We start from the raw sequence: 25,652 nt of genomic DNA on the forward strand, positions 1-25,652 counted from the left end.
CTTGTTATGGCTTTATGCAGAGTTATTCCACTCTAGTCGATTCCGGCGCAGCAGGTGGCGGGCAAGCGACATCAACTCATGCCCAGCCAGGCAGGCAGTACCAGCGAAATCCAGGGCACATAGGTAATCAGCACCAGGAACAGCAGCAAAATCATCAACCAGGGCATCGCCGCTTTGATGGTGGCGGGTAATGACATACCGGTCACTGCCGAGGTGACGAACAGATTCAGGCCCACCGGCGGCGTGATCAGGCCGATTTCGAGGTTGACCACCATGATGATGCCGAGGTGAATCGGGTCGATGCCCAGTTTCATGGCGATGGGGAAGAGGATCGGCGCCAGGATCAGAATGATGGCCGACGGTTCCATGAACGCGCCGGCAACCAGCAGCACAATGTTGACCACCAGCAGAAAAGTCATGGGTGTCAGGCCTGCGTCAATCACCCAGGTTGTAATCTGCTGCGGGAGCTGTTCGGTGGTCAGCACGTGCGCGAAAAGCATGGCGTTGGCGATGATGAACATCAGCATGATACTCAGCTTGGCAGACTCCAGCAGGACTTTTGGCGTATCACGAAACGTCAGGTCCTTGTAGACGAACAAGGCGATGAACGCCGAATAAACGGCCGCCACGGCCGCCGCCTCGGTCGGGGTGAACATCCCGGAATAGATGCCGCCCAGGATGATGATCATCAGCAACAGGCCCCATATTGCCTGGCGTGCCGTACCCAGCAGCTCCCGGCATGTCGCGCGCGGCAAGGCGGGCAGGTTTTTCTTGATGGCGACGATATAGATCGCCACCATCAGCGCTGTTCCCAACAACAGACCTGGCACCACACCGGCCATGAACAGCTTGCCGACGGAGGTTTCGGTGGCCGCGGCATAGACCACCATCACGATCGAAGGCGGGATCAGGATACCCAGCGTCCCGGCGTTGCAGATGATCCCTGCGCCAAAGGCTTGCGGATAACCGGAGCGGACCATGCCGGCAATGGCGATTGAACCGACGGCAGCCACCGTCGCGGGACTGGAGCCGGAGAGAGCGGCGAACAGCATGCAGGCCAACACCGCGGCGATGGCCAGGCCGCCGCGAATATGCCCGACACAGGCATTGGCGAAGTCGATCAACCGGCGAGCAACGCCACCGGTGGTCATGAAAGCGCCGGCGAGCAGGAAAAACGGAATGGCCAGCAGCGTGTAGTGCTCCGAGGTCTCGAACAGCTTGATCGCCAGCGAGCGTACCGAGTCGGGACTGAAGAACATGATGGTCAAGGAACCGGCCAGACCGAGGGAAATGGCGATGGGAACGCCGATGAACATCAGGACGAACAGGGCCGCGAACAAGAAAGCAATGGTCATGACTTGTCATCCTCGTGCTCGGCGAGTTTCAACGCGTCAGCGGCTTCGTCGGCCAGGCCCAGGCCGGTCTGGCGGTTGTGCAGGATGCGCAGGAGAATTTCAGCGAAGCGGATGAAAATCAGGGCAAAACCCAAAGGTACGATCAGCCCGATATGCCATTGCATGATACCGAAATGGCCCAGATCCTCGGCACCGATCCCTGCATTCATCAGGGTCTCGATCCATTCGAAGCTGGCTACGCTGAGCAGTCCTGCATAGGCCAGGCAGCACAGGCAGGCCACAATACCGATGTACTTTTGCACCGATCGGCTGGTCAGCCTGACGAGCGCGTCAACACCGATATGCCCGGCCGTGCGCACGCCATAGGCCAGTCCGAAAAAAATCAGCCAGCCAAACAGGGCCTTGGTCAGGGCCGTGCTCCAGGTCATCGCCTGAGCCATCCCCATGATTTCGTCGCCAATGGCGAACAGGGGGGCGCTTGCACCTGGCCAACGATCGGCAAGCCAGTAGAAAAGGCTGTAGAAATTGTTGAGGATCACGTAAACGAATGTGACCAGGGTCATGGCGGCCAGAAGGAAGACGATAAAGCCCTCCTCGAAGTGTTCCCAGATTCGCCGAAGCGCTTTCATGGATGGCATCTCACGTCGAGTGACGACTGGCAGGCGCCGCCCCCGGCAGCACCTGCCTCGCGATCATTGAGCCTTGTTGGCGGCTTCGGCTACGGAGATCAGTTCAGGGCCGATTTCGCCTTCGAACATCTTCCATACCGGTTTCATCGCTTCTCGCCATTGCTCGCGTTCTTGCGGTGTCAGGATGATGATTTCAGTCGTTTTGGCCGCGATGATGCGTTGCTTGTCACTCTCATTGAGTTGCTCCGCTTCCTTGTTCACTTGAGCTGTGACTTCCACGACAATCTTGTCCAGTTCGCTGCGAATGTCTGGTGGCAGGCCGTTCCAGAATTTGGTGTTGGTGATCAGCATGTAATCCAGCACACCGTGGTTCGATTCGGTGATGTACTTCTGCACTTCGTGCATTTTCTGGCTGTAGATATTCGAGTATGGGTTCTCCGCGCCGTTGACCACTCCGGTCTGCAGCCCCTGATAAACCTCGGCAAAACTCATCTTGCGCGGATTGGCGTGCACTGCCTTGAACTGTTCTTCGAGCACGGCAGACGCCTGCACCCGGAACTTCAGGCCACGGGCATCGGCGGGGACGCGCAGTGGCTTGTTGGCCGACAGTTGCTTCATCCCGTTGTGCCAGTAGGCCAGGCCGGTGATGTTTTTACTTTCCATGGACTTGAGCAGCCCCTGGCCCTGCGGGCTCAACTGGAAGCGGTTGACCGCGGCGATGTCATTGAACAGGAAGGGCAGATCGAACAGCTGGAGGGTCTTTGTGTACTGTTCGAACTTGGCCAGGGACGGCGCAATCATCTGCACATCTCCCAGCAACAGGGCCTCCATCTCCTTGCCGTCACCAAATAGCGAGGAGTTGGGATAGACCTCGACCTTGACCTTGCCAGGCAAGCGCTCCTCTACCAGTTTCTTGAACAGCAAGGCGCCTTGGCCCTTGGGCGTCTGTTCAGCGACGACGTGCGAGAACTTGATAATCACCGGATCTGCTGCCATGGCCGCGTTCATTGTGCTTAACGCAAGAGCGCAGGCGAGTACTGCGTATAGAGATCTGAACATCGGGGGGCTCCTCTTGTTTTTGTTTTCCATATGGCTCGATGCCTTGAGCGCATTTGTATGTCGGGACAAGAACAAGTCTAGGCAGAAAACCATCCGTTGGAGGGCGATAACCGGGAAGGTAAAAAGCTGCTGGTAGATAACCAGACTCTCAAACCTGACTTCATTGGCTTTTTTTGCCGCTGACTGGAGGCTTGAATGGATGACTGCTTTTGGCTGTGGATCTAGCCAATCATTGCCCTTCGACACTGGCCTTGAGTTCGTGACCGTCCTTTTCAAAATCCCGTTGAGAGCGTCTGTTTAAAGGCGTTTAAGGTTACTTCATGCAAGCTACAAGACCTTGCGCCGTTGCCTACGGTTACGCCAGAATCCGCCGGCTTGTGCGCCCTGGAGGCCATCGGTAACTTGATTCGTGTCACTGCCCATCAGTGATCGGGTTTAGTCGCCCGTTGGTTTCACGAAGCGTATTTGTATCCAGACAGTCAGGTCATTTCATGCCTGCACTTCATGGTAGCTGTGCGCAGGGCGCTTTCGGGCGCGCCGGTTTCGTGTCTCCCCGGTCGACTAACCTGCGTACAGCTGCCACCCCCTTGTTTAGTCGCAAGTCGGTGATGGCTCCATTTTTTGGAGACAGAAATATGTTCAAGGTAACGCCAAACCCGCCGGACGCCGATCCGGTCTCCCCACATGAACCCGACTCAACCAGGCTCAACGAAGCCGCCCTCGATTATCACATCCCCTCGATTGCCGATATCAAAGCCACACCGCGCACACCCTGCAGTTTGTTCACCGTGGACCCGCAGGCGAGTCCCGAAACCTTGATGGTTTATCTGGTCGAGACCCTCGCGTCGGTCGATGTGATGGTCCATCAGTTGGTGGATCATCTGGACGGTGGGTCGCGCAATGCGTTGCTGGGCATTTCCAACAGCGTGATGCTGGCGGAGATCACGGCGAACCGGGTGCTGGATCAAATCGACCCGCCTGGGTGAGGGTAAAAAAGATCAAAAGATCGCAGCCTGCGGCAGCTCCTACGGGGATCGCGTAATGCGTAGGAGCTGCCGCAGGCTGCGATCTTCCGGGGTTTCACTGCCGTTCTGGAAGTAGACCCGCCAGTAGGGCGGGCCCGATAGAGCATCAAAGCTTCGGCAATTGCCCGATGCGGCCCATCATCTCGGTCACGATCTGCAGGTCCAGCAGGAACTGCTCGGTGGTCTTGAACTCGTTGTCGTTGTGGCCGGTGTATTTGACGTCCGGCATGGCCAGGCCGAATTGCACGCCGTTGGGCAGTTCATGCACCGACGTGGCACCGGCGGAGGTGCCGAACTTGTGTTCCATGCCGAGGTTGTCGCTGGCCACCGCGAGCAGGGCCTTGACCCATTCACCCTCGGGGTTGCGGTACATCGGTTCGGCAATCGACAGGTTGAAGGTTGGTGTGATGCCGGTTTTCCTGCTCCAGGCGTCCAGCTTTGCGGCGATTTCGGCCTTGAGCACTTCCGGGGATTTTCCCTTCGGCACGCGCAGGTTGATCGCGAGCTTGAAGGCTTTGTCATCCATCCCGACATAGGTCGGGGAAGTGGTCAGCGGGCCCATGAACTCGTCGGCAAAACCGACCCCCAACTTGCCACCCAGGTAATCCAGCCCCCAGTTGTCGGCGGCGTAGCGGGCGGCGTCCGTGATCTGGTTGTGCTTGAGCGCGACCTTGCCGTCGAGGCTATTGATGAAGTCGAGCATCCTCGCCACCGGGTTGACGCCGGACTCGGGCTCGGAGGAGTGCGCAGACACACCGGTGACCGTCAGTTTGACGTCCTTGCCATCGACCTTGGCGGTGACCTCGAAATTGCCACCGTTGCGCTTGGCATAGTCGGTGCCGGCCTTTTGCAGGCTGGCGGCCAGTTCGGCGGGCTTGTCGGTCACCAGGGTCGCGACCGATGTCGACGGAATCTGGTTGGTGGCCAGACCCCCGGTCATCGAGGTGATTTCTGCGCCCTGGCCTTCGGCTTTACGGTTGGCAAAGCCGGCCATGACAGTGCCGTAGCCTTTCTCGGCGATCACCACCGGGTAGCCGCCATCCAGCGCCAGATTATAGTTGGGGGTCGGGTTGCGTTCGAAGTAGTAGGGGATGGCGTCACCCGTGGTCTCTTCGGTGGTGTCGACCAGCAGCTTGAAGTGTCTGGCCAGCGGCAACTGCTCTTCTTTAATGATCTTCATGGCGTAGAGCGCGACCACGATGCCGTTCTTGTCATCTTCAGTGCCGCGGCCATACATGCGATCACCGATCAGGGTGACCTTGAACGGATCGAGGCGGGTGCCGTCCTGCAGCACCCAGTTCTCGGGCGTCACCGGCACCACATCGGCATGGGCGTGAATGCCCACGACTTCATCGCCAGCGCCTTCCAGGGAGATTTCATAGACACGGTTATCGACGTTGCGAAAGTTCAGGTTGAACGCCAGGGCGAGACCCTTGATCTTCTCGGCAATCTTGAGAAATTCGGGATTGTCGTGCTGGGCAACACCGTCCACGCGCACGGTTGGAATGGCCACCAGCTCCTTCAAGGTTTCGGTGGCCGCACTGCCGTATTTCACCCGGGCGTAGAGGCCAAGCAGGCGATGAATTTCGTTTTGCTGCCCGGCGCCAAGCGTCTTGTTGTCGAGGAATGCACGGATGGCCGGACCGAGGTTGTCGGTTTTGGCGATATCGCTCTTGGACAAGTCGCCCAGGAACTGTCTGAAATCCTTGACCGACGCATCACTGAAGGTCTTGAGGATGATCGCGCTCTGTTGTGGCGTGTTGTTGGCGTGGGCTGCGGTGGTGAACGATGAAAGGCTGGCGAGCATGAGGGTGGTCGCAGCCAGGTGCTTGAGTGAAAAATCCATTGCTGGGGCATTCCTTTGCAGGCGGTTTGTAAGAAATATCTGATCGTTTGATCAGAAACATTTGCAAACTACCACCACGAGCGTGTGAAACGGGAGCCCCTGAAGTGGGATCTGTCGCACAGAAATGCAAAAGCGGCGCAGAAACGAAAACCCGCTCTATCAATGTTTACATTCCGCCATCACCACTTGGCAGGTATTCGGCGTGCCGCCGGATCGGCCCGCATAGCGGATGCAATTATCCAGGGATTTCTGGCGAGCCATGTCCAGGGTGTCCGCCCAGGCGATGCCGCCTTCGCCGACAGTGGGAAGGGCTTTTGCATAGCAGGTTGAACCCGTGTTTGGAGCTGAATAGCGAGCCGTGGTGGCTTTGCCTGAACATCCCGCTGTCAGTGCCAGATCAATGGCGAGCAGGGAAAGCAGGATCCATGACGACCATTGACGCGCAGTTTTTCCCGTCATCCCGGTTCCCCTGTAGCAAGAGGCGTATTCGAGATCGTACATGGCCACATCAGGGCCGGGGCACACTCTTTCTCTGAGCCTATCCTTGCGGCACCGATCCTGCCGCACCTTTCGTCTACTTCCCAATCATCAGCTGAGTCCGTGCGCCAGGCGTGAGGGCAGCCTGGCCTGAACGGGAAAACCCATCCGGATTGGCGTAGGCCGCCATCACGCTCCCGATGGTCAATCAAACGGCTGACGCTAGCGCTTGATCTGAGAAATCTTCGTTCCCTCGATGCTGACCCCCACCATCAGCCCTTGCTGGTCGAAGATGAACGCGTAGGCGTCGTCTTTGAGCGTCGAGCTGGACAGGTTCTTCGCAACCCCTGCATTCACTAAAACAACCGTTGGCCCTACACCGATTTCCCAGCCCTTGGTGTCGGCCAGATACTTCACGGCATTATCGGTCATCAGGAAAACCACATAGCCATACGACTGGGCGCCGGCCTGCAGCCCCCATGAACCGCTGACGGAGTTGTAGTAACTCTCGACTTTCGAGCCTTTCATCAGTACGCCTTCGCCATAGCTGCCGCCGAATACAAGACCGGCCTTGATGATGTTCGGGAAAACAAGCGCCGCTTTGGCTTTGTGCGAGATGGTTTCGGAAAAAGGATTGGTCTTGTAGAGCGTTTGCAACGCTTGTCGAGAGTCTGCACTCAGGTCCTCGGCGGTGGCCGCTCCTGCAGTGTTCAGGAAACTGGCCGATGCCAATGATGCCGTCACGAGGAAGATCGACAGGAAGAACCGCATTGATTGAGTCATTTGCCTACTCCGCCGAGGGAGCATTGGATGAGAGCAGTGGCAAGCGCCTGCGTCAGGCAGGAACCGAATCCGCTGAGGTTATCCGGCGCACCCTGAAGTGTGTGAATTGCAGGCATCGCTCTTGAATGAAGTTGGCTCGGGGCCACTGATCATTTGCGATGCCTTCAGCTGTTATGACCACTGCGTAATGACCGGGTTCGCTGTCAGTTTTGCTTCTGGCCTCTGGCGTCCAGTATTTTCACACCGTGATTTCGGGTGGTGGCCGATAACACCGGCCTGAACGCAAAGTCGAAGTGCTGTTGGCATCCGCAGCATTGATGTTCTGATTGAGTCGGCTGAGTAGGGCGGGGCTGGGATCGTCTCGCAGGCGCATGGCCGCCTCATATTCGTCAGAGAAAAACGCAGCAGGCAGCAAAAGGCCCGCGCAATGACGGGCCTTCTGTTTGGGGTCAAATCCTTTTGTTCATCCAATCTGCGCTCCATCTTGTGAGCGTTTCGTGAAAAGCATGTCGTAGCAATGAAAAAGCCCGGCGTCGGCCGGGCTCTCTGTAGATGGGCCAAATCCATTTGGCTGATCCCATTGTGCTGGGTGGATGTGACAACGATATGACAGGGCTGACACGAAGAGCTGATCGCTGTCGGGCTGGTCAATTTAGCGGAAGCTGCAATTTTCTTGAGAAAATTATGGAACGCTTGTCGAGCGGCGAGATTTTCACCAAACCCCAGAAACGACAAAGCCCTGAATAATCAGGGCTTTGTCGTATAAAGATGGCGGAGGCGATGGGATTCGAACTCATGGACCTGTTACAGTCGACGGTTTTCAAGTCCGATATGCAAGTCCCTTTATTCTGCGGTGTGCAGCTCCTTTTCGTTCTAATACGAATTTTTTTTGCCACCTCTACAGGCCGCGTTTTACAAGGGGTCGTATTATGGTTTTGTAACACTTTTTGGGCTATTTTGAGGGCTTAGCAATGGCGCCGACACGACGGTAAACGCGCTCAGTAATGTCGCCTTTGGTATGTCCTAGCAGCAAGCTGGCCTCACCAATATCCGTGATCTCTGATGCTGCTTTAGGTCGGATGTCTCGGAATTGAAACTCTGCGACCCGGCTCGCTAAGTGCGTGTCACTATTATCAAGTGCCGCCTGCTTCGCCTTCTCTCTTGCCTCATCCCATCGCTTACGCAGCATGGTAGCGGTCATCCGTTTTCCTCTTTGACTAACTATCAGATAACTCGACAGATGCTGCGCATTACGCTTGGCGATCTGGGCGATCAGCAAGCCCAGGCTGTTTGCAGAGCCGTCAGTAGTAGTCTGTATTCGAAGTTTTTTACTGGTTTTGTTTTGCTGAACCATCAGGAATCCTCCCTCGATGTCATCCTTGCGCATTACTAGTACGTCCGCTGGCCGTTGACCGGTCAGGTAAGCCAGGTCCATGGCATCTTTCAGCTCTTGACCTGCCTTCTGGTACACCGCCTTCCAGACCGCATCGTTTGCGTAGTAATCGCGCGGGGTTTCCTTGTTTTTACGGACTCCTTGGCACGGGTTTTCCTTTGTGGTTAGACCCCATTCTCGTGCCATGTTGAATACGTGGGAGAGGGTGGCGATTTCGCGATTTGCTCGCACTTTTGCCGAGCGTGCATCCCTGTAACCGGCAATTGCTGCAGGTGTTATGGCATCGATAGGTGCGCTGTCGAACATTGGTCGCAGTTGCTTAATCTCTGACAGGTTGTCCTTCTGGGTGCGCGCTGCTTTTTTGGGGACAATATCGCGAATATACCTATCAAAGATTCCCTTCATGGTTCGAAGATCGAGAGGCGCCTCCTTGGCTTCGAGTTCAGCCCATTTGACCCTGGCCTTGTCCAAGTCTTTGCCTAGCGGTATCGCCTTTCCCGCCATATCCAAGTAGTAGTAAGCAATCCAGGTTTTTCCGCTTTTCCGGGGACGTGTCCACTGATACATCCTTGGCGGTAAGTTGCGTGTTTCGGCATTGCGGGGGCGCATATCAGTTCACTCGTGAGAAGTCTGGCGTCCATGCTGGCGCCGCGGGAGTGGAGGGCGGGTTGAGAGCGGTAGGTGACACCATGCCCAACTTCATGCGGACATAGTGCCGACCAACCAACGGGCGCTTGCCTCGGCTTTCGATGAAGACCCATTGGTGGTCGATCAGCCAGCGTCGCTGGGAAGCCCTGGCCTTGTAGCCGGTGATAATCGCTAGTTCTTCGTCCGAAAGAATTTCGGATTCCATGGGATGCTCCATGCCGCGCGTGGCGGCAGAAGGTGGGGAGGGTTCAGATGATTGCTGTCAGCGTCTGGCTGCCGTCGGCATGAGTAGTGGTCATGTGCATCGCGGGGCGGCTTGGCGGGCGGATGACGTTCAGCGCATGGACAAACTTCTCGCATGACACCTCATCCGTACCGGGCAGGATGGTGGTGCGGAACAGCTCTCGCTCATCCTCGTCTTCAAGCTGAGCGGAAAGCAGCAGGGCAATTTCATACTCTTTGCAGATGGCGATGATCTTGTGGACCAGAGGGCTAATTTGTTCGTCGTACACGTTTTCTTTGGTCATGAGGATTCCTCACCCGCCGTTCACCGGCAGGCTGGTTGAGTTGTATGGTGTGGGTTACAGCTGGTAATCCGAGGGGCAGGGGTCAAGGTGCGAGTATTGCGGCTATGCACGGGCTGGCCATAGGGATACCTCGTGCATACCGTTGATGGGCTGGTAACATCGGCACATCGGTTCAAGTAGATGGAAATATGAAAGACAGGATGATTTGGTGTGTTTGCGGGCTGCTATTCGGAGCGGGAATAATCTGGGGAAAGATGAGCGGCTCACCTGATTTTTTTAAAATCGCCAATGTGCACGACTTGTTTGATATAGCAGGGGCTTTTGCCACGATAGTTGCCGTTATCATTGCTTTGGTAACAATGAATTCTTGGCGCAAGCAAGCTAAGGCAGAATCTGATCACGAGCTCGCTCGAAAGCTCGTTGTTGTTTTGAGAAAATACAATGATGAGCTTTTGAAAACTTGGCACTTTGCTGAGTCATCGGTTATTCAAATTGAGAATAATTCGTGGATTGGTGATGGAGGCTCAGATAATTACTTGGTGAAAATTTATCAAAGTCGGCTGAGTGAGATTCAAGCTGTGCGGGCAGAGATTGAACCACTGGATTTAGAGTGTTCCGAGATCTGGGGGGGCGTTTTCAAGACGCAGTTTGCAGAGCTATACAGGCTTGAGCATGTATTTTGTGATTTTATAGATAATTATGTGAGGCTTTTGATACGCGGAAGGTTTGATGAACGTGCGGAAATTGAGTCGACTAACGCCATGATGAAATGGCAAAATCTAAAGGACAATGATCTAGGCGAATATAAACCAGCCGAAAAGCAAATAAACAAGACGGTTGATCTGCTGAGAGTTGCCGCTAGAGCCCGTCTGATCGGGTTTGATGTATAGAAGGTGGGTTAAGGTCCTTCTCTATTACCTCACAGAAGAATGAGTGCGCAGTTCTTCTCGTGACGGAGCGACGGTCCTTCGCCAATGTCCTGTAACGAGAAGCGAACGTTTGTGGTGCGGCGCGGTAGGGTCTGCGCTATTTTGCTGGTATTTTGTAGGGAAATTAGTTAGAAGTGGTGTAAGGCCCTATACGAGGCTCAAACGGAAGAGGAATATTAAGGAATGGAACTAGCTCATACGAAACTGGCAACGCTTTACTATCATGAGCTGTGGTGGCTATCGCTCTCGATTTTTGAAAAGTGTGAAAAGATTTTCAGGGATGCAACTCTTCCCGAGAGTGGTTATATTTTAGAAGTTAATCCGAAACTTCACTCTACAATTGCTTCGCTTTTATCTGATGCTGCAAATATTAAAAAACTTGTTGCGACTTCTGATGTAAAAGCTAATGGGGAGAATGGTGTTAGGTTCAAACTGCGAAAAGAGAGAGCTAAAGAGCTTTCAGAATTCATTTCATCGTTAAATATCAAGGAGCTTTTAAATCATAAAGTTCGAAACACTCTAGAGCACTTTGACGAGTATCTGGATGAGGCTAATTATGACCTTTCTAAAAAACCATTTCAGGGGAGGATGGCAGTTTACAATATGATAATTTCCCATTGGGAGGCTATGAATCCGCGTGTTTATCCAATTCGTCTGTATGTTTCTTCTGAGAAGAAATTTTATAATATGAAGTGGAGTGTCGACATCGGTCTTATTCATTCAGAAGCGAAGTCAATTGTGGATAAACTTGTCCTTGAGATTTTTCCGGGCCAGGAACCAGGTGGGTTGATGCTACAGGTCTAGCATTCTTCATAACGCGTATCTGATCTTGGCTATGGCCTACCTCTTCAATTTCGTGGGGTGGTAGATCCAGCCATGTCTGTCGTCGGCGCTGGCGCACCCGGTTGTTGATGCGTCTCATGCTGTCCTCTGCTGACTCCAGACACCCACGGCGTCGAACATCCGGGCCGCCTGCTCTTCAGTCAGCGATATCTCGGCGGGTATGGCGATCCAGCCCGACGCGACCCTGTGATTCGGATTGCTCTCGGCGACCAGGGCTTTGTAGGTGTCCTCGATCACGTCTTCGAGGTGGGCGGCCAGATAGTTACCTTGAGGCGCGACCTCTACCGATTTGGTGTAGCGGTTGCCGCGATGATCTCGACATTGGACGCTGACATAGATCGTCCAGCGATGGGCAAAGTCGCAGACTGCTTCGGCCATGCGTTGTCCTGGAGGGATGCTCTTGTAGTTCTTCCAGTTCATCATCCCTTGGCGTCCGCTGGGGTCGATGTGGACCACCGCGACGTGATTGGCGTTGAGCAGTGCTCGGCTCGATCGCTCTATCCGGGTACGCATGTTGTTGGGCTTTCGCTTTTTCATAGCGCGACCGTAATCTGGCGATTGGCCTTGGCTTCAAACTGCATGGCAAGGTCGTGAGCTGCTTTGTAGTCGTTGCGGAAAGCGCGAGTCTTGCCGGTGGTGAGGTCTTTAATCTGATACATGCCGAAGCTTCCGCCGGCGACTTGGTAGCGCACCGGTTTGGATGGGGCTCGTCGATCAATACGACTGTAGAACCCGGAGCGGGCGGTCTTTGTTCGTTGCAGCAGTTCACCGACTTCATCGATGCGCTCTTGAAAAGATGGATGCATGGTTGATCCCTCGGAGTAGGTTAGGTGTATTAATCAGCACTCCGACCACCTGCTGATGGCCACCGGGAAAGGAAGGGGGCTGTTTGATAAATTGCAGGCGTAAAAAAGCCCGATCGGAACCGGGCCATTGTTTGCGTCACAAAGACCTGCTTAAGAGATCGAAGGTGTTGCCATCGCGGACTTCGACAAACCCGCCTGAATGCGCTGCGTGATTTCTTCTCGATGCACCTGGACATCCTTTGGTGCGCTAGTTCCGATACGTACCTGTTTCCCGCTAACGCCCAGCACTGTGATTGTGATGTTGTTGCCTATGTTGATGCTTTCGCCTTCTTTGCGAGTCAAAATCAGCATTGTCCATTTCCTTGCGTGAGTGGGTTTCCCAATGCCGCCTTGCAAGAAGCGGCATCAGTGAAACATCACTGCATTACGCGGATTTCATTACGAGGGAACCACGCACCGTCGAGCTTCACCATGCAGCCAACAAAGGCGGCGTAGCGAGTCTTTCGATCTGTCTGGAAGCCGTAGTAAGAGCAAGTGGCCCGCGAGGCAAGCCCGCTCAGCAACATGCAGCCCACGATCAGTGCCAGCAGGATCAGCAGAACCTTTGTCGCGTACTTCACGCCTCGATACCGTAGTCAGCCAGACGCAGACCGAAGTGCATGCCTATTTCTTTCAGCACCACCAACTCTGCTGATTCGATCTGGCCGTCAGCCTGGGCAACGGCAAGAATGTTAACGAAGGCTTCCTCCGCGTCCGTTGGAACGTTTTTGATGTCGGCCAGTTCCCGCTTGATCGCCAATCGACCTACTTGAAAGTTGGCGTTCAACTGGCCTGTAAAACGATTGATGGTTTCGGTGATCTCGCTGCCGAAGTGCGTCAAATTCGGGTTAGAGCGAATCAACTCATCCAGCTTGGAAACCTCGCTGGCTTCAATCTCACCATCAGCCGCAGCGACCAATAGGCCGCCACCGACAATGGCCTGCATCAAGTCGCGGTTAACGACCTTCTTCATTTCGGCCTGGGCGTTGCCGACTTGTTTTCCGAAGAGTTTTTTCATTCCGAACATGGTGTTTCCTCTGGTGGGATTACATCCCGATGCACCCTGTCGCCAAGGTGCAGCAGTGATGCTGTCCGTCCTATTGCCGCCGGAGGAGCGCGGCGCATTGCTTGCCAGGTCATTCCACGGTTCTGGCGTTTCACCATCGAGCAGCCGCACAGGCTGTTCCTGTCGTTGACAGACTTTCGGGCCTGTCTGCTCGCCGGTCGCCGGGAGAGGCAATGCGGACTGTTGTTCGTTGCGCTGACTGTTAAAGAGCGGCGCGGCTTTCGCTGCTGAGTCGATTATGTGTCGATATGGATAAAATATAGGTGTACACATAATTCGTGTCAATGGGTAAACCCATAAAATTTACAGTCGGCGATAAAAAGCCCGCAAATCGCGGGCTTCGCTTATAGGTCGACGTATCTCTGCCAGCCAATTCTCACGCTGTCGTCTTCTAACCGCTCGACAGTTATCCCACCTGTTTCCTCAAACTCTTGGATGACACGCTCCCATGCATCGGGTGACTCGTCTTCACGCCTGGCGATCGTAATTGTCTGAACCTTTTGCACGTTTGGATCGGACACCATGCGTTGAATGCGTCGGCCGACTTGTTCATAGGTGTTCAACGTGAGGGAGTTGCTGCCATTGCTCATCTGTCTTCCTTTGTTTTTTTCTGTGTGGATAGACAGTATTTTGTTGAGGGGAAAGCAACAATCCGGAAAGAGCACGCTTGTACTCTTTTGAGCCGAAGCAAAAAAAAGCCCGCTTAGTGCGGGCTGGTTTATCACATGAATGGCGGTGCATGAGTGTCGCTCTAAAGCTTTCCGGTCATACGTACTGCTACGCCAATGATGCGGCAATTTTCATCACACTCGACCATTTTATAAGCTGGGTTCAGCGGCTTCAGATAACGTACACCGCCATCCTCCACCAGCTTCTTAAAAGTCGCCTCGTTGCTCGCGGGCAGTTTGGCAATAACCAACTTGCCGGGTTTCACATCTGCCTCGGTGTCTACTAGGATCATCATCCCTTCAGGGACGCTTACGCCTGCAGGTGCGGTCATCGAATCACCTTTAACCTCAAGCCAAAACGCAGGTCCTTTGGAGTCGTAGTCAGATATTTCATACCTGTCAGAAAAACCATCCGGGTAAGGCTGGACAGCTTCCTCCCAGGAACCCGCTGATACCCAGCTGATCACTGGATATCGATAAAGCATCTGAGGCTGGACAGCATCCTTTACGTTGGACTGTTCGGTGGTTTCTGAAACCATCGGGCCAGACCCACTCTCAATCCATATGGCCGAAACTCCGCACGCTTTCGCAATGGAGGCGTTATAGGAGGAGCGCTGTGATCTGCCTCTCTCAAGGTCAGAAATAGACGCTTGATCGATGCCAACAAGCTTCGCTAGTTGGGCCTGAGTAAATCCGGCGTGTCGTCGAGCGGCCTTGATTCGTTCTTTATATTCCATCTTCCGATTATTACTGGCGAACCCATATCGTTGCAAAGTGGTATGCCTATGATCTACGATATGGGTATTCACATAATTAGGGGCGATATGAACACCATATTTAAAGACCTTGTTGCTTTCTTCGGGACGCAGGAGGCCACCGCAGAGAAGCTCAAGGTGGATCAAAGCACCGTTTCCGGTTGGGTTCGTGAAAAGCACGGGATGTCTCCGGTGGTTGCCAAACGGGCTGAAGCCTTGACCAACGGTGTATTCAAGAAAGAAACCCTTTGTCCTTCATTTCCTTGGGCCGAGCTGAGTACCTAACGGACATCACAGCGACTAACTGAAGCCATTTTTAGCGCAACGGCGCCGAGAGAAAACTAGACGATGAAATCGCCAGTGCTAGACACCCGTCGCAAAGCAGTCATTGCCTCTGCCAATGCATTCCCTGGCGGACTTGCATACGCCTCTGACTTTCTTGGCGAAGAGAATCTCAAGCGCTTCAAAAACCGGATTTACGAGTCGGCAGGCGTCAAGCCTCTCACCGACGATGAGGTCTGCACACTTGAGACTGAAACCAAAACCACCTTCTTGCCGGACTACATCTGCGCGATGTACGGCGGCGTATTTGTTCGTCTGCCTGAGGTTGGCGATCTGGACAATGTAGACATGCACCAGCGCTCGTTGCGTACTTCTGTGAAGCGCGGTCGGGTTGACCAGTTTCTTGCCCTGGCGCTGGAGGACGGCGAAATCACTGCAGCGGAAGCCGCAGAGATTCTGGCCCTGCACGCGAAGCACTTGGCTGCCCGGCACGAGGAGGTGACCGCACTGATTGAGTTGCACAAATCGAAACGCTCAGCCCGACCGCCAAGCGGGAAGGGTTGATATGCAGTTCACGATCACGATCAACCAGGTGAAAGCACTGGAGTGGGGGTTGAACTCCCAGCAGGCGCTGCTGTTTTCGTTTGTCTACGAGTGTCCTAGCTGGGCAAGGCCAATCAAGACCGATAAGGGGATTTTCTTTGCCTTGAGCAAGGCAAAAATCGTGGAGGAATTGCCCTTGCTCACCGACAAACCAGATACAGCGTACCGACTTCTCAAAGGGCTCGAGACCGCCGGGCTGATCGAGCTATCCCACACTTCCAACATCAGTTTGTTTCGTTTGACCGAAAAGGCCAAAGAGTGGAATCGCAAGTTGGACGGGTCGGAAAAATATCCGACCTCTGAGGTGTGTGAGGGTCGGAAAAAAATCCGATCTACCTCGGAAAAATCTCCGAGCAAGGTCGGAAAAATATCCGAGCAGGGTCGGAAAAAAATCCGAGGAGGGTCGGAAAAATTTCCGACAAATCAGGGTACCAGTAATCAGGGTACCAATCAGGTAACCAGTAATCAGGAGAAGCAGGGCGCTAACGCGCCAGGCAAATCGCCAAAGTTCGACCCGCTAACCGCCAAGCCGGAAAACGTCAGCGTCGAGGTTTGGGCCGACTGGTGCCAGCACCGCAAGGAAATCCACAAACCCCTCACCGCCAAGAGCTGTGAACAACAGGCCAAGGCCTTGGCGAACCATCCAGCCCCCGATTGCGTTCTGGCCCTTTCGATCAGCAACGGATGGACGGGGATCTTCCCCGACAAAGCAGTCATCCCCGCACCACTTCCGACCAGTCGCCATTCCGGCTTTGAAATTCGCGATTACAAGGCCGGTACCAAGGAGAACGCCAATGGCACCTTCCGTCTCTAACTTCGGCGCTCACATGGACCGCAAATTCGGCGTCATCGGCCGTCAGCCAGCGAGCTGCTTCGATCATGGCGAATATTCGGCGGTCATCCTCAAGGGTGGCAACTTGTCTGGGTGTCCCATCTGCGCGAGCAACAAACGTGACATGCAAGAGCTCGAGCGCAAACGCTGTCAGTTTCGGATAGTTCAGCAATCAATCGCCCGGATTCCGAAGCGTTTCGCGGAAAAGACATTTGCCGATTTCGTCGTGTCGAATCCGGCCCAGCAGATCGCCCTGGATGCGTGTACCGACTACGTCGACAATTTTTCGAAGCATCGCCGGGAAGGTCGCTGCATGTTGCTGCTGGGGAAGGTCGGCACCGGCAAGACCCACCTGGCCATTGCCTCGGCCAATCACCTGATCAACGAATGCATGGTCAAGGCGATCTACCGCACGGTGGGCACGCTCATCGGCGAGATCCGGGCGACGTTCAATGAGCGCTCAGGCGAGTCCGAGGCGCACATCTTGCGTGAGGTGATCGGCGCGGACCTGCTGGTGCTCGATGAAGTCGGTGCTACCAAGCAGAGCGAGTTCGAGCTGGCCACCCTGTTCAGCATCATCAACGGTCGTTACGAACAATGTCGTCCGACGATCATCGTCAGCAACCTGTCTCCCGCCGAATTGAACGACGCCATTGGTGCGCGCTGTGTCGACCGCATCCGGGAAAACGGCTGCATTGGCGTGGCATTCGAGTGGGAATCTCAACGCGGTAAGGAGGGCTTCTGATGAACGCAGCCAAACAACAAAACATGCTCGCCGGGCAATCGTCGCTCGCCCGCAAAGTATTTCAAGTCGTGCCAATCCAGGAGCGCTGGAGTGCTCACGATATTTTCAATTCGTTGATGGTTGCCGAAACCACGGGTGCCCAGTTTCCGGCCGTACGTCGCGGACTGGGTGAGTTGAAGGACGCAGGTCTGATTCGCGAACCCGTTAACGGACACTTCCAGCGTACCGCCATCACCATCACGCCCCGGAGAGAACAAAGCATGTCGAAAGATACCAAGCCGGCCATGGCTACTACCAAGAAACCTGAGGGTAGCGCTCTGGATACATTGGCGGTGCTGTCTGGCGAGGTCATCAGCTTTGCCGAGGAAGTCGGTCAGCGCATGAAAAAGCTCGCCGCGCGTATCGAGGAAGTGGCGTTGTCCGTTGAGGCAGAGCGCGAGGTCAATGCTGAAGCTCTCGACAAATTCAAGCTCCTGCAATCTCTGCTGAAGGGGGGCTAATGGGCAAGCGCATGGGGATCAGCTTGGAGATGCCTGATCGCCGCCTGGCTATTCCGGATTCGGCAAACTATCGGTTTGCCGTGTTCTGCTGTTCGTACAAAGTGGACTTGGGCAGCACCCCCGATCACGCATTGGCGCTGTTCGTTGATCAGGCAATGGCCGAGCGCTACGGCGCCTGGATGTGGCCCTCGACATTTGAAGTGGTCGACTTGCTTGGTAAAAGGGGCGATGACCAATGACTGCTCCCTTGAAAACCCTGACTGTGAAACTGTCTGATGCTGTCATCAAACAGCATGCCATCGACCCGACCATTACCGAGCTGAAGGATCCTCGGCACCCGCTGCGCTTTCGTTACCGTCACGACCGCAGCAAAGGCAGTTGGCACCTGGTGCGTTTCGACAAGGGCGCCAAATGGAAAAAGGCTGCCAACTGGCCCGACGTGCCAGCGCGGGTCATGCTCGACAGCTTGCCGGTAGTGCAGGCCCGGTTGTTGGCCGATCCGTCGGCTGCTGCCACGGTGGATGGTTGGGAGCGGGTCGGGCAGGTGTTGGAGTGGTATGCCGCGCGCCTGAACACCGATAACAGTTTGTCCAAAAGCCGCCGAGGATCGTCGTTGTCGGCGATCCGCTGCCAGTTGTTGCCCGCACTGGGTGATTTGCCCTTGTGCAAACTCAATGCCGATACCTTGGACCGACACTTGGTCTGGCACATGCAGGCCGAGTACAGCCTGTCCTACGTCAAGTCGGTGTTGGACGTACTGAAGGTGGTGTTCGGCGCTGCGTTGACGCTGAAAAAGATCACCGTGAATCCGCTGCTTGGGGTGTCGTTCAGTCACTTCACCAAGGCCAAAATCAAGCCCAAGGGTGCACGCTTGCGACACGTCGCCGTGGTGGACCTGCTGGCCGAATGGAGTGAAGCGTTCATCACGGAACCGACGGCCGTGACGCTGCTGGTGTTGATGCTGACCCATGCCACGCGAATCACCGAAACCCGTCTGGCCAAGTGGAAAAACATCCACCTGGATGCGGGGGGGTGGTTCATCCCGGCCGATGACACTAAATCCAAGCGCGACCACCTGTTGCCGTTGACCACGCAGGCCGTGGCTTTTCTGGAACGTTACCGTGCGCAGCAGCGGGCCCAGGGTTACGACGGGGCGTACCTGTTTCCGGCGACTTCACGTTCGGGGCGCCCGATGTCACGCAGCCAGGCCTTTGCCATTTTTGCCCGATTGGGAGCGGGCGAGTGGACCAGTCACGACCTGCGCAAACTGGCGCCTTCCATCTGGGCCAACCTCGGTGTCGATTCACTGGTGGGAAAACTACTACTCAACCACGCCCTGACCGAACTGGAGCGCACCTACTTTCAGGCGATGGGCGAGGTGGTAAAGCGCAACGCCCTGGAGCGGTGGCACGGCTGGCTCGACGCACAGGGTTTTGATGCATTGCAGGACAAGACAGGAGCAAGACGCGCGAGTAAGCCGGTTGCCCTGGACCCCTCGGGCTGGTTGGCCTGAAGCCGAAAACAGAAATTAATCTTACAAGAGGATTCAAACATGCAGAAAGGGCAGGGGTATGGCTTTAAGAGGCGGCGGATCGAGCTGGATCCTTGCCCAACCTGCAAGGGCAAAGCGGTAGTGAAAGGGTTGTTTTATGAGCTGGTTTGCACTGCTTGCAACGGCTCAGGTTGGGTCATTCGAGGGAGTAGGTTGGTGCTTTCTTCGGACGAGTTAGTCACCCAATTGAGCTTCAAATTGCAGCAGGCTCAGCGCGAAATTGAACTGCTCCAGCGAGGGGCGTCGATCTCCGGGCCGACCGAGTACTACCAAATGAACAACCGTCGCGGTGCCGGCGGCACAAATTTCACAGGGGATTGAGAACATGATGATTCGAAAGCCGGCAGGCCGACCTTTGGGCGATACCGAATACCTGCTGGAGCAGTGGGGCTGGTGGCGGATGGATGGGGCTGGCGTCCCCATCTACATCTCACCGACTTTGGCGCTAATGCGCCAGGCAATGCCGCAAGTGTCGGCGAGCAAAAGCTATTGCATTACTGATGAATGGGCTGGAGCTATTGATAGCGCAGTTGCGCGGCTCTCACACCGTGATCGACAAATGGGCGATATTATTTGGCTTTACTACGGTGCTAAATGGCCCATGGTTCGGGTTGGTAAGCACTACGGCATAAGTGAAGGGAAGGCGAGGGAATTGGCGAGAGCAGGCATCGCGTGGATCGATTGTGCTGTCGATGCAATGCGGCAAGCTGCTTAATCTATTAGCCGATTGCTGCCTGTCGCGAAAGGCAGCAATCGACTGTGGATTCAACCGGTCGATGCAACAGATTGGCTGTTCTCGAAGCCAAATGGTCCTTAACGGCGGCGAGTAAATGTTACGGAACTGAATCTGAGCTGCATCTCGTATTCATCGTGGCGATAAGACGTACAAATAACGGGGAGCTGGTGTCCGGTTTTGTAGGGGTAAGTCCATTTATTGTGATCTACACTCCCTGGGCGTGTGAGTTGGCGCTTCGCCACAGGATTTACTCAGTCGCTAAGTAAAGAGACAGACCTGAATTTCAGTGGGTCGCGGTCTGGGTGGGGGCATGCCAGTCGAACAGCAAAAAACCTTGTCTGGCAATCGTGTATCAGGCGAGTTCGACAACGCCTGGATTGAAGCCCTGATCGCCCACATGACCTGGCACTACTGAAAAAAGTCGGGAGGGTTTCAAGCATTCGAATTATTTCACCGTGGCCATGAAGGCTCACGGTGCCAGCTTGCTCAAAACTAACGAGGTAGAAATGAACAGGAAGTCTAACCGGGGCTGGACAATGGCTGCGGCACTCGTCGTAGTGGGTTCAACGCTTTTTGCAGGGTGTGCGAGCAAGAACGATCCGATCACGCAGGCAGACAAGACGGATGTGACCAAGGGCGTACCCGCGCCGAGTCTCGAGCAGACCAAGGCGATCGCCGAGGAAGGCTTTATTTACGGCTTACCGCTGGTCATGAACTACGCCGTTATGCACGAATATGCTGTGGACAAGGGTGGCCCGCAATACAAGGCGCCGTTCAACCAGATCAAGAACGAGCCTCGCGTCTTCACCTACCAAGACACGGCCATCATCACTCCGAACAGCGACACCCCGTATTCGTTTGTCTGGCTGGACCTGCGCGCGGAGCCGATGGTGATCTCGGTGCCGGCAGTGGACAAGCAGCGTTACTACTCGGTGCAGATGATCGACGGCAACACTTACAACTACGGTTACATCGGCAGCCGTGCTACCGGCAACGAGCCAGGCCACTACATGGTGGTCGGTCCCGATTGGAAAGGCGCGCCCCCTCCCGGTATCAAAAAAGTCTTCACCTCGACCACTCCCTTCGCCGTGAGTGCCATTCGGACTCAGCTCTACAATGCCAAGGACATGCCGAATGTCGAGAAGGTGCAAGCAGGCTACAAGGTCCAGCCGCTGTCCGCCTTCCTCCATCAACCCGCGCCGCCCACTGCGCCGAAGATTGATTTCGTGCCGGCTACGACAGAAGGCATCAAGGCCAACTTCTTCGAGTACTTGTCGGCCGCGATGGAGTATGTGCCGCCATCGGCTGACGACCAGGAGATCCGGGCCAAGCTGGCCAGCATCGGCGTAGGCCCTGGTCGCACCTTCGAATTTAAGGACCTCTCGCTCGAGCACAAGGCCGCGGTCCTGCTCGGGATGAAGGCCGGTGACGAGAAGGTCGACAAGTTCCTCGCGAGCGGGACGAAGATAATCAACGGCTGGAACGTCGGCGCGTACTTCGGCGACCAAACGTTCTACAAGGCCGACTGGCTAAAGCGTGCTGGTGCCGCGAAAGGCGGCCTCTACGGCAACGACGCCGTCGAGGCGATGTATCCCAACACGCGCACCGACGGCACCGGCCAGACTCTCGATACCAGCAAGCGCAAGTACACGCTGACTTTCCCAGCCGGCAAACTGCCGCCAGTCAATGCCTTCTGGTCGGTGACCATGTACGACGGCAAGAGCCAACTGCTGGTCAAGAATCCGCTCAACCGTTACCTGATCAATTCGCCGATGCTGTCGGCAATGAAGAAAAACACGGATGGTTCACTGACGCTGTACATTCAGAAAGACTCCCCCGGTAAGGCTAAGGAGGCAAACTGGTTGCCCGCGCCTGACGACACGGTCTTTCTGGTAATGCGCCTCTACTGGCCGAAGACCGCACCGCCTTCGATTCTTCCCGCTGGCGACGGCAGCTGGCAGCCACCGGCGCTGGTGGTCACGAAGTAAATCTTGCGGCCCATTGCTGACACTCGCCGTAGGTCGGTGTCGGCTTGTGGTGCCTTTTTTGCCAATAGCAGCCAATCATCAAGGGCTGCTATTGGTCGGTTTTTGCCTGTCGCGACCGGCTAAAAACGACCCTTCTCGGACGTTTATGTACGTCGCGACATATGATTTCTTTGCGCCCCAAGTCGGTCGTTATGCAATCGCTTGCCCTGTTCCGATTGGGTGAGCAGAAGCTGATCGACGTGATGCTGTCGAGTGAAGAGTAGGTGTGCCGCAGGTGAGTGCAGCACGGAAGCGTTACTTGGCGACTCTCCAATAAACGACAGGGTCTGAATAGCCTGCTTCTCTGAGTGCCTGAGCTTTGTGCAAGTCATTATCGAGCGACATAGAGGCGGTGCCACTTAGCTTGTCCTGGACATGGTAGTAAAGGACATCCTGAGCTGGCGCTAGCGCCGTTAAGATTGTGACCGTCTGGGGCAAGTTGTCATGCTTGAATTTCAACTCGGCAGAAAGCTGCTCGCCACGGTTGAGCGCATCGCAAACTGAATATGCGTCGCTCTCAACTTCATAAGTCAGGCCGCGTAAAGGCAATGATTCGTTGTGGATCGTGAAGATCGTTCCTTTGCCGCCCTTGTACCACTCAGGGTTTGACGTCACGACGCGAAATTTATTCAAAATCAGCTCTCCATGTGATTTATCGAAACTTAGTGATACCGGCAACCTGCCACTACTCCAAGTCCTACTTTAGCCCTGATCGAGACAATTTATAACAACCAAGCAACCCGACTGAGAGGCAATCGAACGGCCCTGACAGTCGGGGCATCATACTGAGACTTTTATTGGCTAACCTGCTGAATCAAGCATGCCCAAGGCTTCTGCCACGTTTCGGACGTTTGACCTCTCACGTGCCAACGTCTGCACTTGGCCGGTTTTTGCCTGTCGCGACCGGCTAAAAACGACCCATTGCTGCCGGTGGCGGCGCCGGGCAGCAATCACCAAAGGCAGACGCTCGAAGCGTGTTTACAAATATTGCTGACCGATGCGCATTGCAGTGCTCGTATCCATTATCTACCGCCATCTATTTTCTATTTTCTATTGTCGGCCTGGAGGTAGCCCTGACGGGGTGTCCTGCACTAAACTTTTCAGGACACAATCTGGTGATATTGGGACATGAGGTAAAGCGTGTATACCCTGACGCGAAGTGCCAGCCTTACAAACTATGAACAGGTTGCCCGTTCGGTAGGGCTCGATCCTTTTCATATGTTGCGGCTGGCCAAGCTGCCAGCCAGTGCTCTCGACGACCCGAATATCATGATCAGTAGCGATTCGGTGGGGTGGCTGCTGGAGGAATCAGCGCGCCTGTCCGGCCAAGAGGCCTTCGGATTGCTGCTCGCGGAAAAGAAACACCTTTCCAACTTTGGCATGGTAGCGCTGCTTATCCGCGAAGAGCCAACACTTCGGGCAGCCTTGCAATCTTGCTTCCGCTATATGCGACTGCATAACGCCGGTGTGCAATTGCGGCTTGAGGATGTAAGCGACCTGGCCCTGCTGCATGTGGGTGTGATTGTGCAGGGTCATCATGGCGTCTGGCGCCAGGCTATTGAACAAGCGACCGGTATTATGCTGCGGACGCTGAGCATTCTGAGCGGCTATATCTTCAGGCCGGTAAGGGTCTGCTTCACTCACGAATGTCCTGCCAGCCTGGAGGTGCACCACCGCGTGCTGGGAACAGCTATCGATTTTTCCCAGGAATTCAATGCCATCGTTTGCCGCGGGTGCGATCTGGATAAGCCAATCCCTGCGGCAGATCCTGCACTGCACCGCGAAGTGAAGCGAACGCTGGACATGTTGCTGGCTAACTTGCGCGACGAGCCGGCGCAGCGGGTGCGCCAGATCGTCAAGATGCTGTTGCCAAGCGGGTTGTGTTCCGTCGATGGGGTGGCCCAGCATCTTGGCGTGCATCGACGCACGCTTAATCGGCACCTGGCGGTCGAGGGTGAGAGTGTCACAACGATCATAAATGCTGTACGCGCGGAACTCGCCGAAGAATATCTAGCCAACAGCAAGCGCCGATTGTATGAGGTCGCCGAACTTCTCGGCTTTTCCTCGGCCGGTGACTTTTCACGCTGGTTCCGCAGTCGGTTTGGCAAAACGCCCTCGGATTGGGTCGCCTCCTACCGTGAGAGCAAGGCGGCATCCGAGCCCGTATCACCGAAATAAATAGAAAGACAGGTTCCTGGTTGGCTCTCAAGCCTCTGGCCAACAACATTGCCTGAACCTTCGCATCCTCGACGTTTCTGACGCCGCTATTTAGTCATAGCTACTAGCGATGTCCCAATACGCGAAGAAATTGTCCCGCGATGCACATGGCTTCCCCATCGTGCAATTTATTATTGGCTCGCGAGCCCTGCTCTGCTGGTAGCGGCCAGCAACATCTGCCGGATACATGTATCCCGCGCCGCAGCATCAGCACAGATTGGACCAACAATAACAATAGCCGGCGTAAATCAAGGCACGACTTCACCTGCCACGCCCACGGCCGGCCATAAACAATCGAAATGGAGAAGTAATGCGAGTTGAACAACTGACCTGTGCCATTGGCGCGGAACTGCTCGATGTGAACCTAGGCGACGCAGTGCGCGATGACGACCTGTTCAAGGAAATCTATGCTGCGCTCTTAAAGCACAAGGTGCTGTTCCTGCGCGACCAAGACCTGGACAAGCTCTCGCGTAAAGACCACATAGCCTTCGCGATGCGCATGGGCGAACTAGAAAGCCACCCGATGGTCCCGAGCCACCCGGACGCCCCAGGCCTTGTGCAAATTTACAAGACCCCGGAGAAGCCAGCGGATCGCTACGAGAATGCCTGGCATTGCGATGCCACCTTTCGCGAAGCTCCCCCGATGGGTGCCGTACTGCGCTGCATCGAATGCCCGCCCGTCGGTGGCGACACCATGTGGGCCAATATGGTCTTGGCCTACGAAAAACTGCCGGAATACGTCAAGAAAGAAATCGACGGCCTGATCGCCAGCCACAGCTTCAACTCTACCTGGGCCGCTGCCATGCCGCAGGAAAAGCGCCTGGCGATGAAAGCGCAATACCCGGATGCCGAGCACCCTGTCGTGCGCACCCATCCCGAAACCGGCGAGAAGGTGCTGTTCGTTAATGGCTTCGCGACCCACTTTGTGAATTACCACACCACGGCGCACGTGCGTTACGGCCAGGACTACAACAGGGGCGGTTCCGACCTGCTGCAGTACCTGATCAGCCAGGCCTACAATCCCGAGTACCAGGTGCGCTGGCGCTGGAAGCCCTACAGCGTGGCGATCTGGGATAACCGCTGTACCCAGCACTACGCAGTCATGGACTATCCGCCCTGCCACCGCCAGATGGAGCGCGCGGCCATCGTCGGCGACAAACCCTACTGAAAAGTAAATCGGCCCAGAGCCCATAGACGCTTTCGAGCGTCTCCTTTGGGGCGCTTTTGCCTGAAGCAACAGGCTGCTTTTGGCCGATTGCCGCCTGTCGCGCAGGACTAACGTGCGTTGTTTTCTGTCCATCATGGTTAAA

31 protein-coding genes are annotated in these 25,652 nt (G+C 55.2%); 14 read left to right on the plus strand and 17 right to left on the minus strand.

Annotated features, from left to right (window positions below):
* Positions 1-71 precede the first annotated feature (71 nt).
* The 3 genes from dctM to KGA83_RS19855 all read right to left on the minus strand — a co-directional run bounded on the left by dctM (position 72) and on the right by KGA83_RS19855 (position 3,043).
* Positions 72-1,355 carry a C4-dicarboxylate TRAP transporter large permease protein DctM gene (gene dctM / locus KGA83_RS19845; protein ID WP_115947813.1) on the minus strand — a complete coding sequence of 428 codons (1,284 nt, stop codon included), beginning with the start codon at positions 1,353-1,355 and terminating at the stop codon, positions 72-74.
* Positions 1,352-1,984: a TRAP transporter small permease gene (locus tag KGA83_RS19850; RefSeq protein WP_115947814.1), complete on the minus strand. Its 633-nt coding sequence runs from the start codon at positions 1,982-1,984 to the stop codon at positions 1,352-1,354. The genes dctM and KGA83_RS19850 overlap by 4 nt, the downstream gene beginning before the upstream one ends.
* A 63-nt stretch (positions 1,985-2,047) precedes the next feature.
* Positions 2,048-3,043 (minus strand): TRAP transporter substrate-binding protein, encoded by a 996-nt coding sequence (locus KGA83_RS19855; protein WP_115947815.1) that lies wholly within the window; start codon positions 3,041-3,043, stop codon positions 2,048-2,050.
* A 635-nt stretch (positions 3,044-3,678) separates the two neighbouring features.
* Between KGA83_RS19855 and KGA83_RS19860 the strand changes: the two genes are divergently transcribed.
* Complete coding sequence (locus KGA83_RS19860; RefSeq protein WP_115947816.1) at positions 3,679-4,029, plus strand: DUF6124 family protein; 351 nt, start codon at positions 3,679-3,681, stop codon at positions 4,027-4,029.
* A gap of 145 nt (positions 4,030-4,174) precedes the next feature.
* On the opposite strand, the gene KGA83_RS19865 is transcribed toward KGA83_RS19860, so the two are convergent.
* The 6 genes from KGA83_RS19865 to KGA83_RS19890 all read right to left on the minus strand — a co-directional run bounded on the left by KGA83_RS19865 (position 4,175) and on the right by KGA83_RS19890 (position 9,742).
* Complete coding sequence (locus tag KGA83_RS19865; RefSeq protein WP_223530599.1) at positions 4,175-5,914, minus strand: dipeptidase; 1,740 nt, start codon at positions 5,912-5,914, stop codon at positions 4,175-4,177.
* A gap of 159 nt (positions 5,915-6,073) precedes the next feature.
* On the minus strand, positions 6,074-6,373 hold the full coding sequence (locus KGA83_RS19870; protein ID WP_115947964.1) for a hypothetical protein: 300 nt from the start codon (positions 6,371-6,373) through the stop codon (positions 6,074-6,076).
* 240 nt (positions 6,374-6,613) lie between these two features.
* Positions 6,614-7,174: a YSC84-related protein gene (locus KGA83_RS19875; RefSeq protein ID WP_115947818.1), complete on the minus strand. Its 561-nt coding sequence runs from the start codon at positions 7,172-7,174 to the stop codon at positions 6,614-6,616.
* A 952-nt stretch (positions 7,175-8,126) separates the two neighbouring features.
* Positions 8,127-9,176 (minus strand): tyrosine-type recombinase/integrase, encoded by a 1,050-nt coding sequence (locus KGA83_RS19880; RefSeq protein ID WP_223530601.1) that lies wholly within the window; start codon positions 9,174-9,176, stop codon positions 8,127-8,129.
* A gap of 1 nt (position 9,177) precedes the next feature.
* Positions 9,178-9,420 carry a DUF4224 domain-containing protein gene (locus KGA83_RS19885; protein ID WP_150756586.1) on the minus strand — a complete coding sequence of 81 codons (243 nt, stop codon included), beginning with the start codon at positions 9,418-9,420 and terminating at the stop codon, positions 9,178-9,180.
* A gap of 43 nt (positions 9,421-9,463) precedes the next feature.
* On the minus strand, positions 9,464-9,742 hold the full coding sequence (locus KGA83_RS19890) for a hypothetical protein (protein WP_223530602.1): 279 nt from the start codon (positions 9,740-9,742) through the stop codon (positions 9,464-9,466).
* 188 nt (positions 9,743-9,930) lie between these two features.
* On the opposite strand from KGA83_RS19890, the gene KGA83_RS19895 reads away from it, so the two are divergent.
* A complete protein-coding gene (locus KGA83_RS19895; protein ID WP_223530604.1) occupies positions 9,931-10,632 on the plus strand; it encodes a hypothetical protein in 702 nt (233 codons plus the stop codon).
* 222 nt (positions 10,633-10,854) lie between these two features.
* The gene (locus KGA83_RS19900) at positions 10,855-11,475 is read left to right on the plus strand and encodes a hypothetical protein (protein ID WP_223530606.1); all 621 of its coding nucleotides are present in this window, start codon (positions 10,855-10,857) and stop codon (positions 11,473-11,475) included.
* Between the two features lie 114 nt (positions 11,476-11,589).
* On the opposite strand, the gene KGA83_RS19905 is transcribed toward KGA83_RS19900, so the two are convergent.
* The 7 genes from KGA83_RS19905 to KGA83_RS19935 all read right to left on the minus strand — a co-directional run bounded on the left by KGA83_RS19905 (position 11,590) and on the right by KGA83_RS19935 (position 15,028).
* On the minus strand, positions 11,590-12,051 hold the full coding sequence (locus KGA83_RS19905; protein WP_223530608.1) for a hypothetical protein: 462 nt from the start codon (positions 12,049-12,051) through the stop codon (positions 11,590-11,592).
* Complete coding sequence (locus KGA83_RS19910; RefSeq protein ID WP_223530609.1) at positions 12,048-12,320, minus strand: hypothetical protein; 273 nt, start codon at positions 12,318-12,320, stop codon at positions 12,048-12,050. Before KGA83_RS19910 ends, KGA83_RS19905 begins: the two co-directional genes overlap by 4 nt.
* A 150-nt stretch (positions 12,321-12,470) precedes the next feature.
* Positions 12,471-12,671: a carbon storage regulator CsrA gene (csrA, locus tag KGA83_RS19915; protein ID WP_223530611.1), complete on the minus strand. Its 201-nt coding sequence runs from the start codon at positions 12,669-12,671 to the stop codon at positions 12,471-12,473.
* Between the two features lie 65 nt (positions 12,672-12,736).
* A complete protein-coding gene (locus KGA83_RS19920; RefSeq protein WP_223530613.1) occupies positions 12,737-12,940 on the minus strand; it encodes a hypothetical protein in 204 nt (67 codons plus the stop codon).
* The gene (locus KGA83_RS19925; protein WP_223530615.1) at positions 12,937-13,536 is read right to left on the minus strand and encodes a tellurite resistance TerB family protein; all 600 of its coding nucleotides are present in this window, start codon (positions 13,534-13,536) and stop codon (positions 12,937-12,939) included. The genes KGA83_RS19920 and KGA83_RS19925 overlap by 4 nt, the downstream gene beginning before the upstream one ends.
* A gap of 233 nt (positions 13,537-13,769) precedes the next feature.
* Entirely contained in the window at positions 13,770-14,015 is a 246-nt protein-coding gene (locus KGA83_RS19930) for a DUF1654 domain-containing protein (RefSeq protein WP_223530616.1), read from the minus strand.
* Positions 14,016-14,176: 161 nt separating this feature from the next.
* Positions 14,177-15,028 (minus strand): XRE family transcriptional regulator, encoded by an 852-nt coding sequence (locus tag KGA83_RS19935; protein WP_317850596.1) that lies wholly within the window; start codon positions 15,026-15,028, stop codon positions 14,177-14,179.
* Between the two features lie 168 nt (positions 15,029-15,196).
* Between KGA83_RS19935 and KGA83_RS19945 the strand changes: the two genes are divergently transcribed.
* The 9 genes from KGA83_RS19945 to KGA83_RS19985 all read left to right on the plus strand — a co-directional run bounded on the left by KGA83_RS19945 (position 15,197) and on the right by KGA83_RS19985 (position 22,086).
* The gene (locus KGA83_RS19945; RefSeq protein ID WP_223464323.1) at positions 15,197-15,694 is read left to right on the plus strand and encodes a YmfL family putative regulatory protein; all 498 of its coding nucleotides are present in this window, start codon (positions 15,197-15,199) and stop codon (positions 15,692-15,694) included.
* 1 nt (position 15,695) lies between these two features.
* Positions 15,696-16,547: a hypothetical protein gene (locus KGA83_RS19950; RefSeq protein WP_223530617.1), complete on the plus strand. Its 852-nt coding sequence runs from the start codon at positions 15,696-15,698 to the stop codon at positions 16,545-16,547.
* Positions 16,528-17,310 carry an ATP-binding protein gene (locus KGA83_RS19955; RefSeq protein WP_223530618.1) on the plus strand — a complete coding sequence of 261 codons (783 nt, stop codon included), beginning with the start codon at positions 16,528-16,530 and terminating at the stop codon, positions 17,308-17,310. Before KGA83_RS19950 ends, KGA83_RS19955 begins: the two co-directional genes overlap by 20 nt.
* Positions 17,310-17,810, plus strand: coding sequence for a hypothetical protein (locus KGA83_RS19960; RefSeq protein WP_223530619.1), 501 nt, complete (start codon positions 17,310-17,312; stop codon positions 17,808-17,810). Before KGA83_RS19955 ends, KGA83_RS19960 begins: the two co-directional genes overlap by 1 nt.
* A gap of 29 nt (positions 17,811-17,839) precedes the next feature.
* Positions 17,840-18,049 (plus strand): hypothetical protein, encoded by a 210-nt coding sequence (locus KGA83_RS19965; RefSeq protein WP_217838397.1) that lies wholly within the window; start codon positions 17,840-17,842, stop codon positions 18,047-18,049.
* Positions 18,046-19,323 (plus strand): tyrosine-type recombinase/integrase, encoded by a 1,278-nt coding sequence (locus KGA83_RS19970; protein ID WP_223530620.1) that lies wholly within the window; start codon positions 18,046-18,048, stop codon positions 19,321-19,323. The genes KGA83_RS19965 and KGA83_RS19970 overlap by 4 nt, the downstream gene beginning before the upstream one ends.
* 39 nt (positions 19,324-19,362) lie before the next feature.
* Complete coding sequence (locus KGA83_RS19975; RefSeq protein ID WP_223530621.1) at positions 19,363-19,683, plus strand: hypothetical protein; 321 nt, start codon at positions 19,363-19,365, stop codon at positions 19,681-19,683.
* Positions 19,684-19,687: 4 nt separating this feature from the next.
* The gene (locus KGA83_RS19980; protein ID WP_218497427.1) at positions 19,688-20,077 is read left to right on the plus strand and encodes an antiterminator Q family protein; all 390 of its coding nucleotides are present in this window, start codon (positions 19,688-19,690) and stop codon (positions 20,075-20,077) included.
* Positions 20,078-20,634: 557 nt separating this feature from the next.
* Positions 20,635-22,086, plus strand: a complete 1,452-nt coding sequence (locus KGA83_RS19985) for a DUF1254 domain-containing protein (protein ID WP_218497425.1) — start codon at positions 20,635-20,637, stop codon at positions 22,084-22,086.
* Between the two features lie 294 nt (positions 22,087-22,380).
* Here the strand turns inward: KGA83_RS19985 and KGA83_RS19990 are convergent, their stop codons facing one another.
* On the minus strand, positions 22,381-22,758 hold the full coding sequence (locus KGA83_RS19990; RefSeq protein WP_223530622.1) for a hypothetical protein: 378 nt from the start codon (positions 22,756-22,758) through the stop codon (positions 22,381-22,383).
* Between the two features lie 507 nt (positions 22,759-23,265).
* Here KGA83_RS19990 and KGA83_RS19995 point away from each other — a divergent pair.
* Together KGA83_RS19995 and KGA83_RS20000 are read left to right on the plus strand one after the other, a co-directional pair.
* Positions 23,266-24,303 carry an AraC family transcriptional regulator gene (locus KGA83_RS19995; RefSeq protein WP_223530623.1) on the plus strand — a complete coding sequence of 346 codons (1,038 nt, stop codon included), beginning with the start codon at positions 23,266-23,268 and terminating at the stop codon, positions 24,301-24,303.
* Positions 24,304-24,652: 349 nt separating this feature from the next.
* Positions 24,653-25,510, plus strand: a complete 858-nt coding sequence (locus tag KGA83_RS20000; RefSeq protein WP_223530625.1) for a TauD/TfdA dioxygenase family protein — start codon at positions 24,653-24,655, stop codon at positions 25,508-25,510.
* The last annotated feature ends 142 nt before the right edge of the window (positions 25,511-25,652 follow it).

It is taken from the genome of Pseudomonas sp. GL-R-19 (assembly GCF_019956375.1).
Classification (GTDB): domain Bacteria; phylum Pseudomonadota; class Gammaproteobacteria; order Pseudomonadales; family Pseudomonadaceae; genus Aquipseudomonas.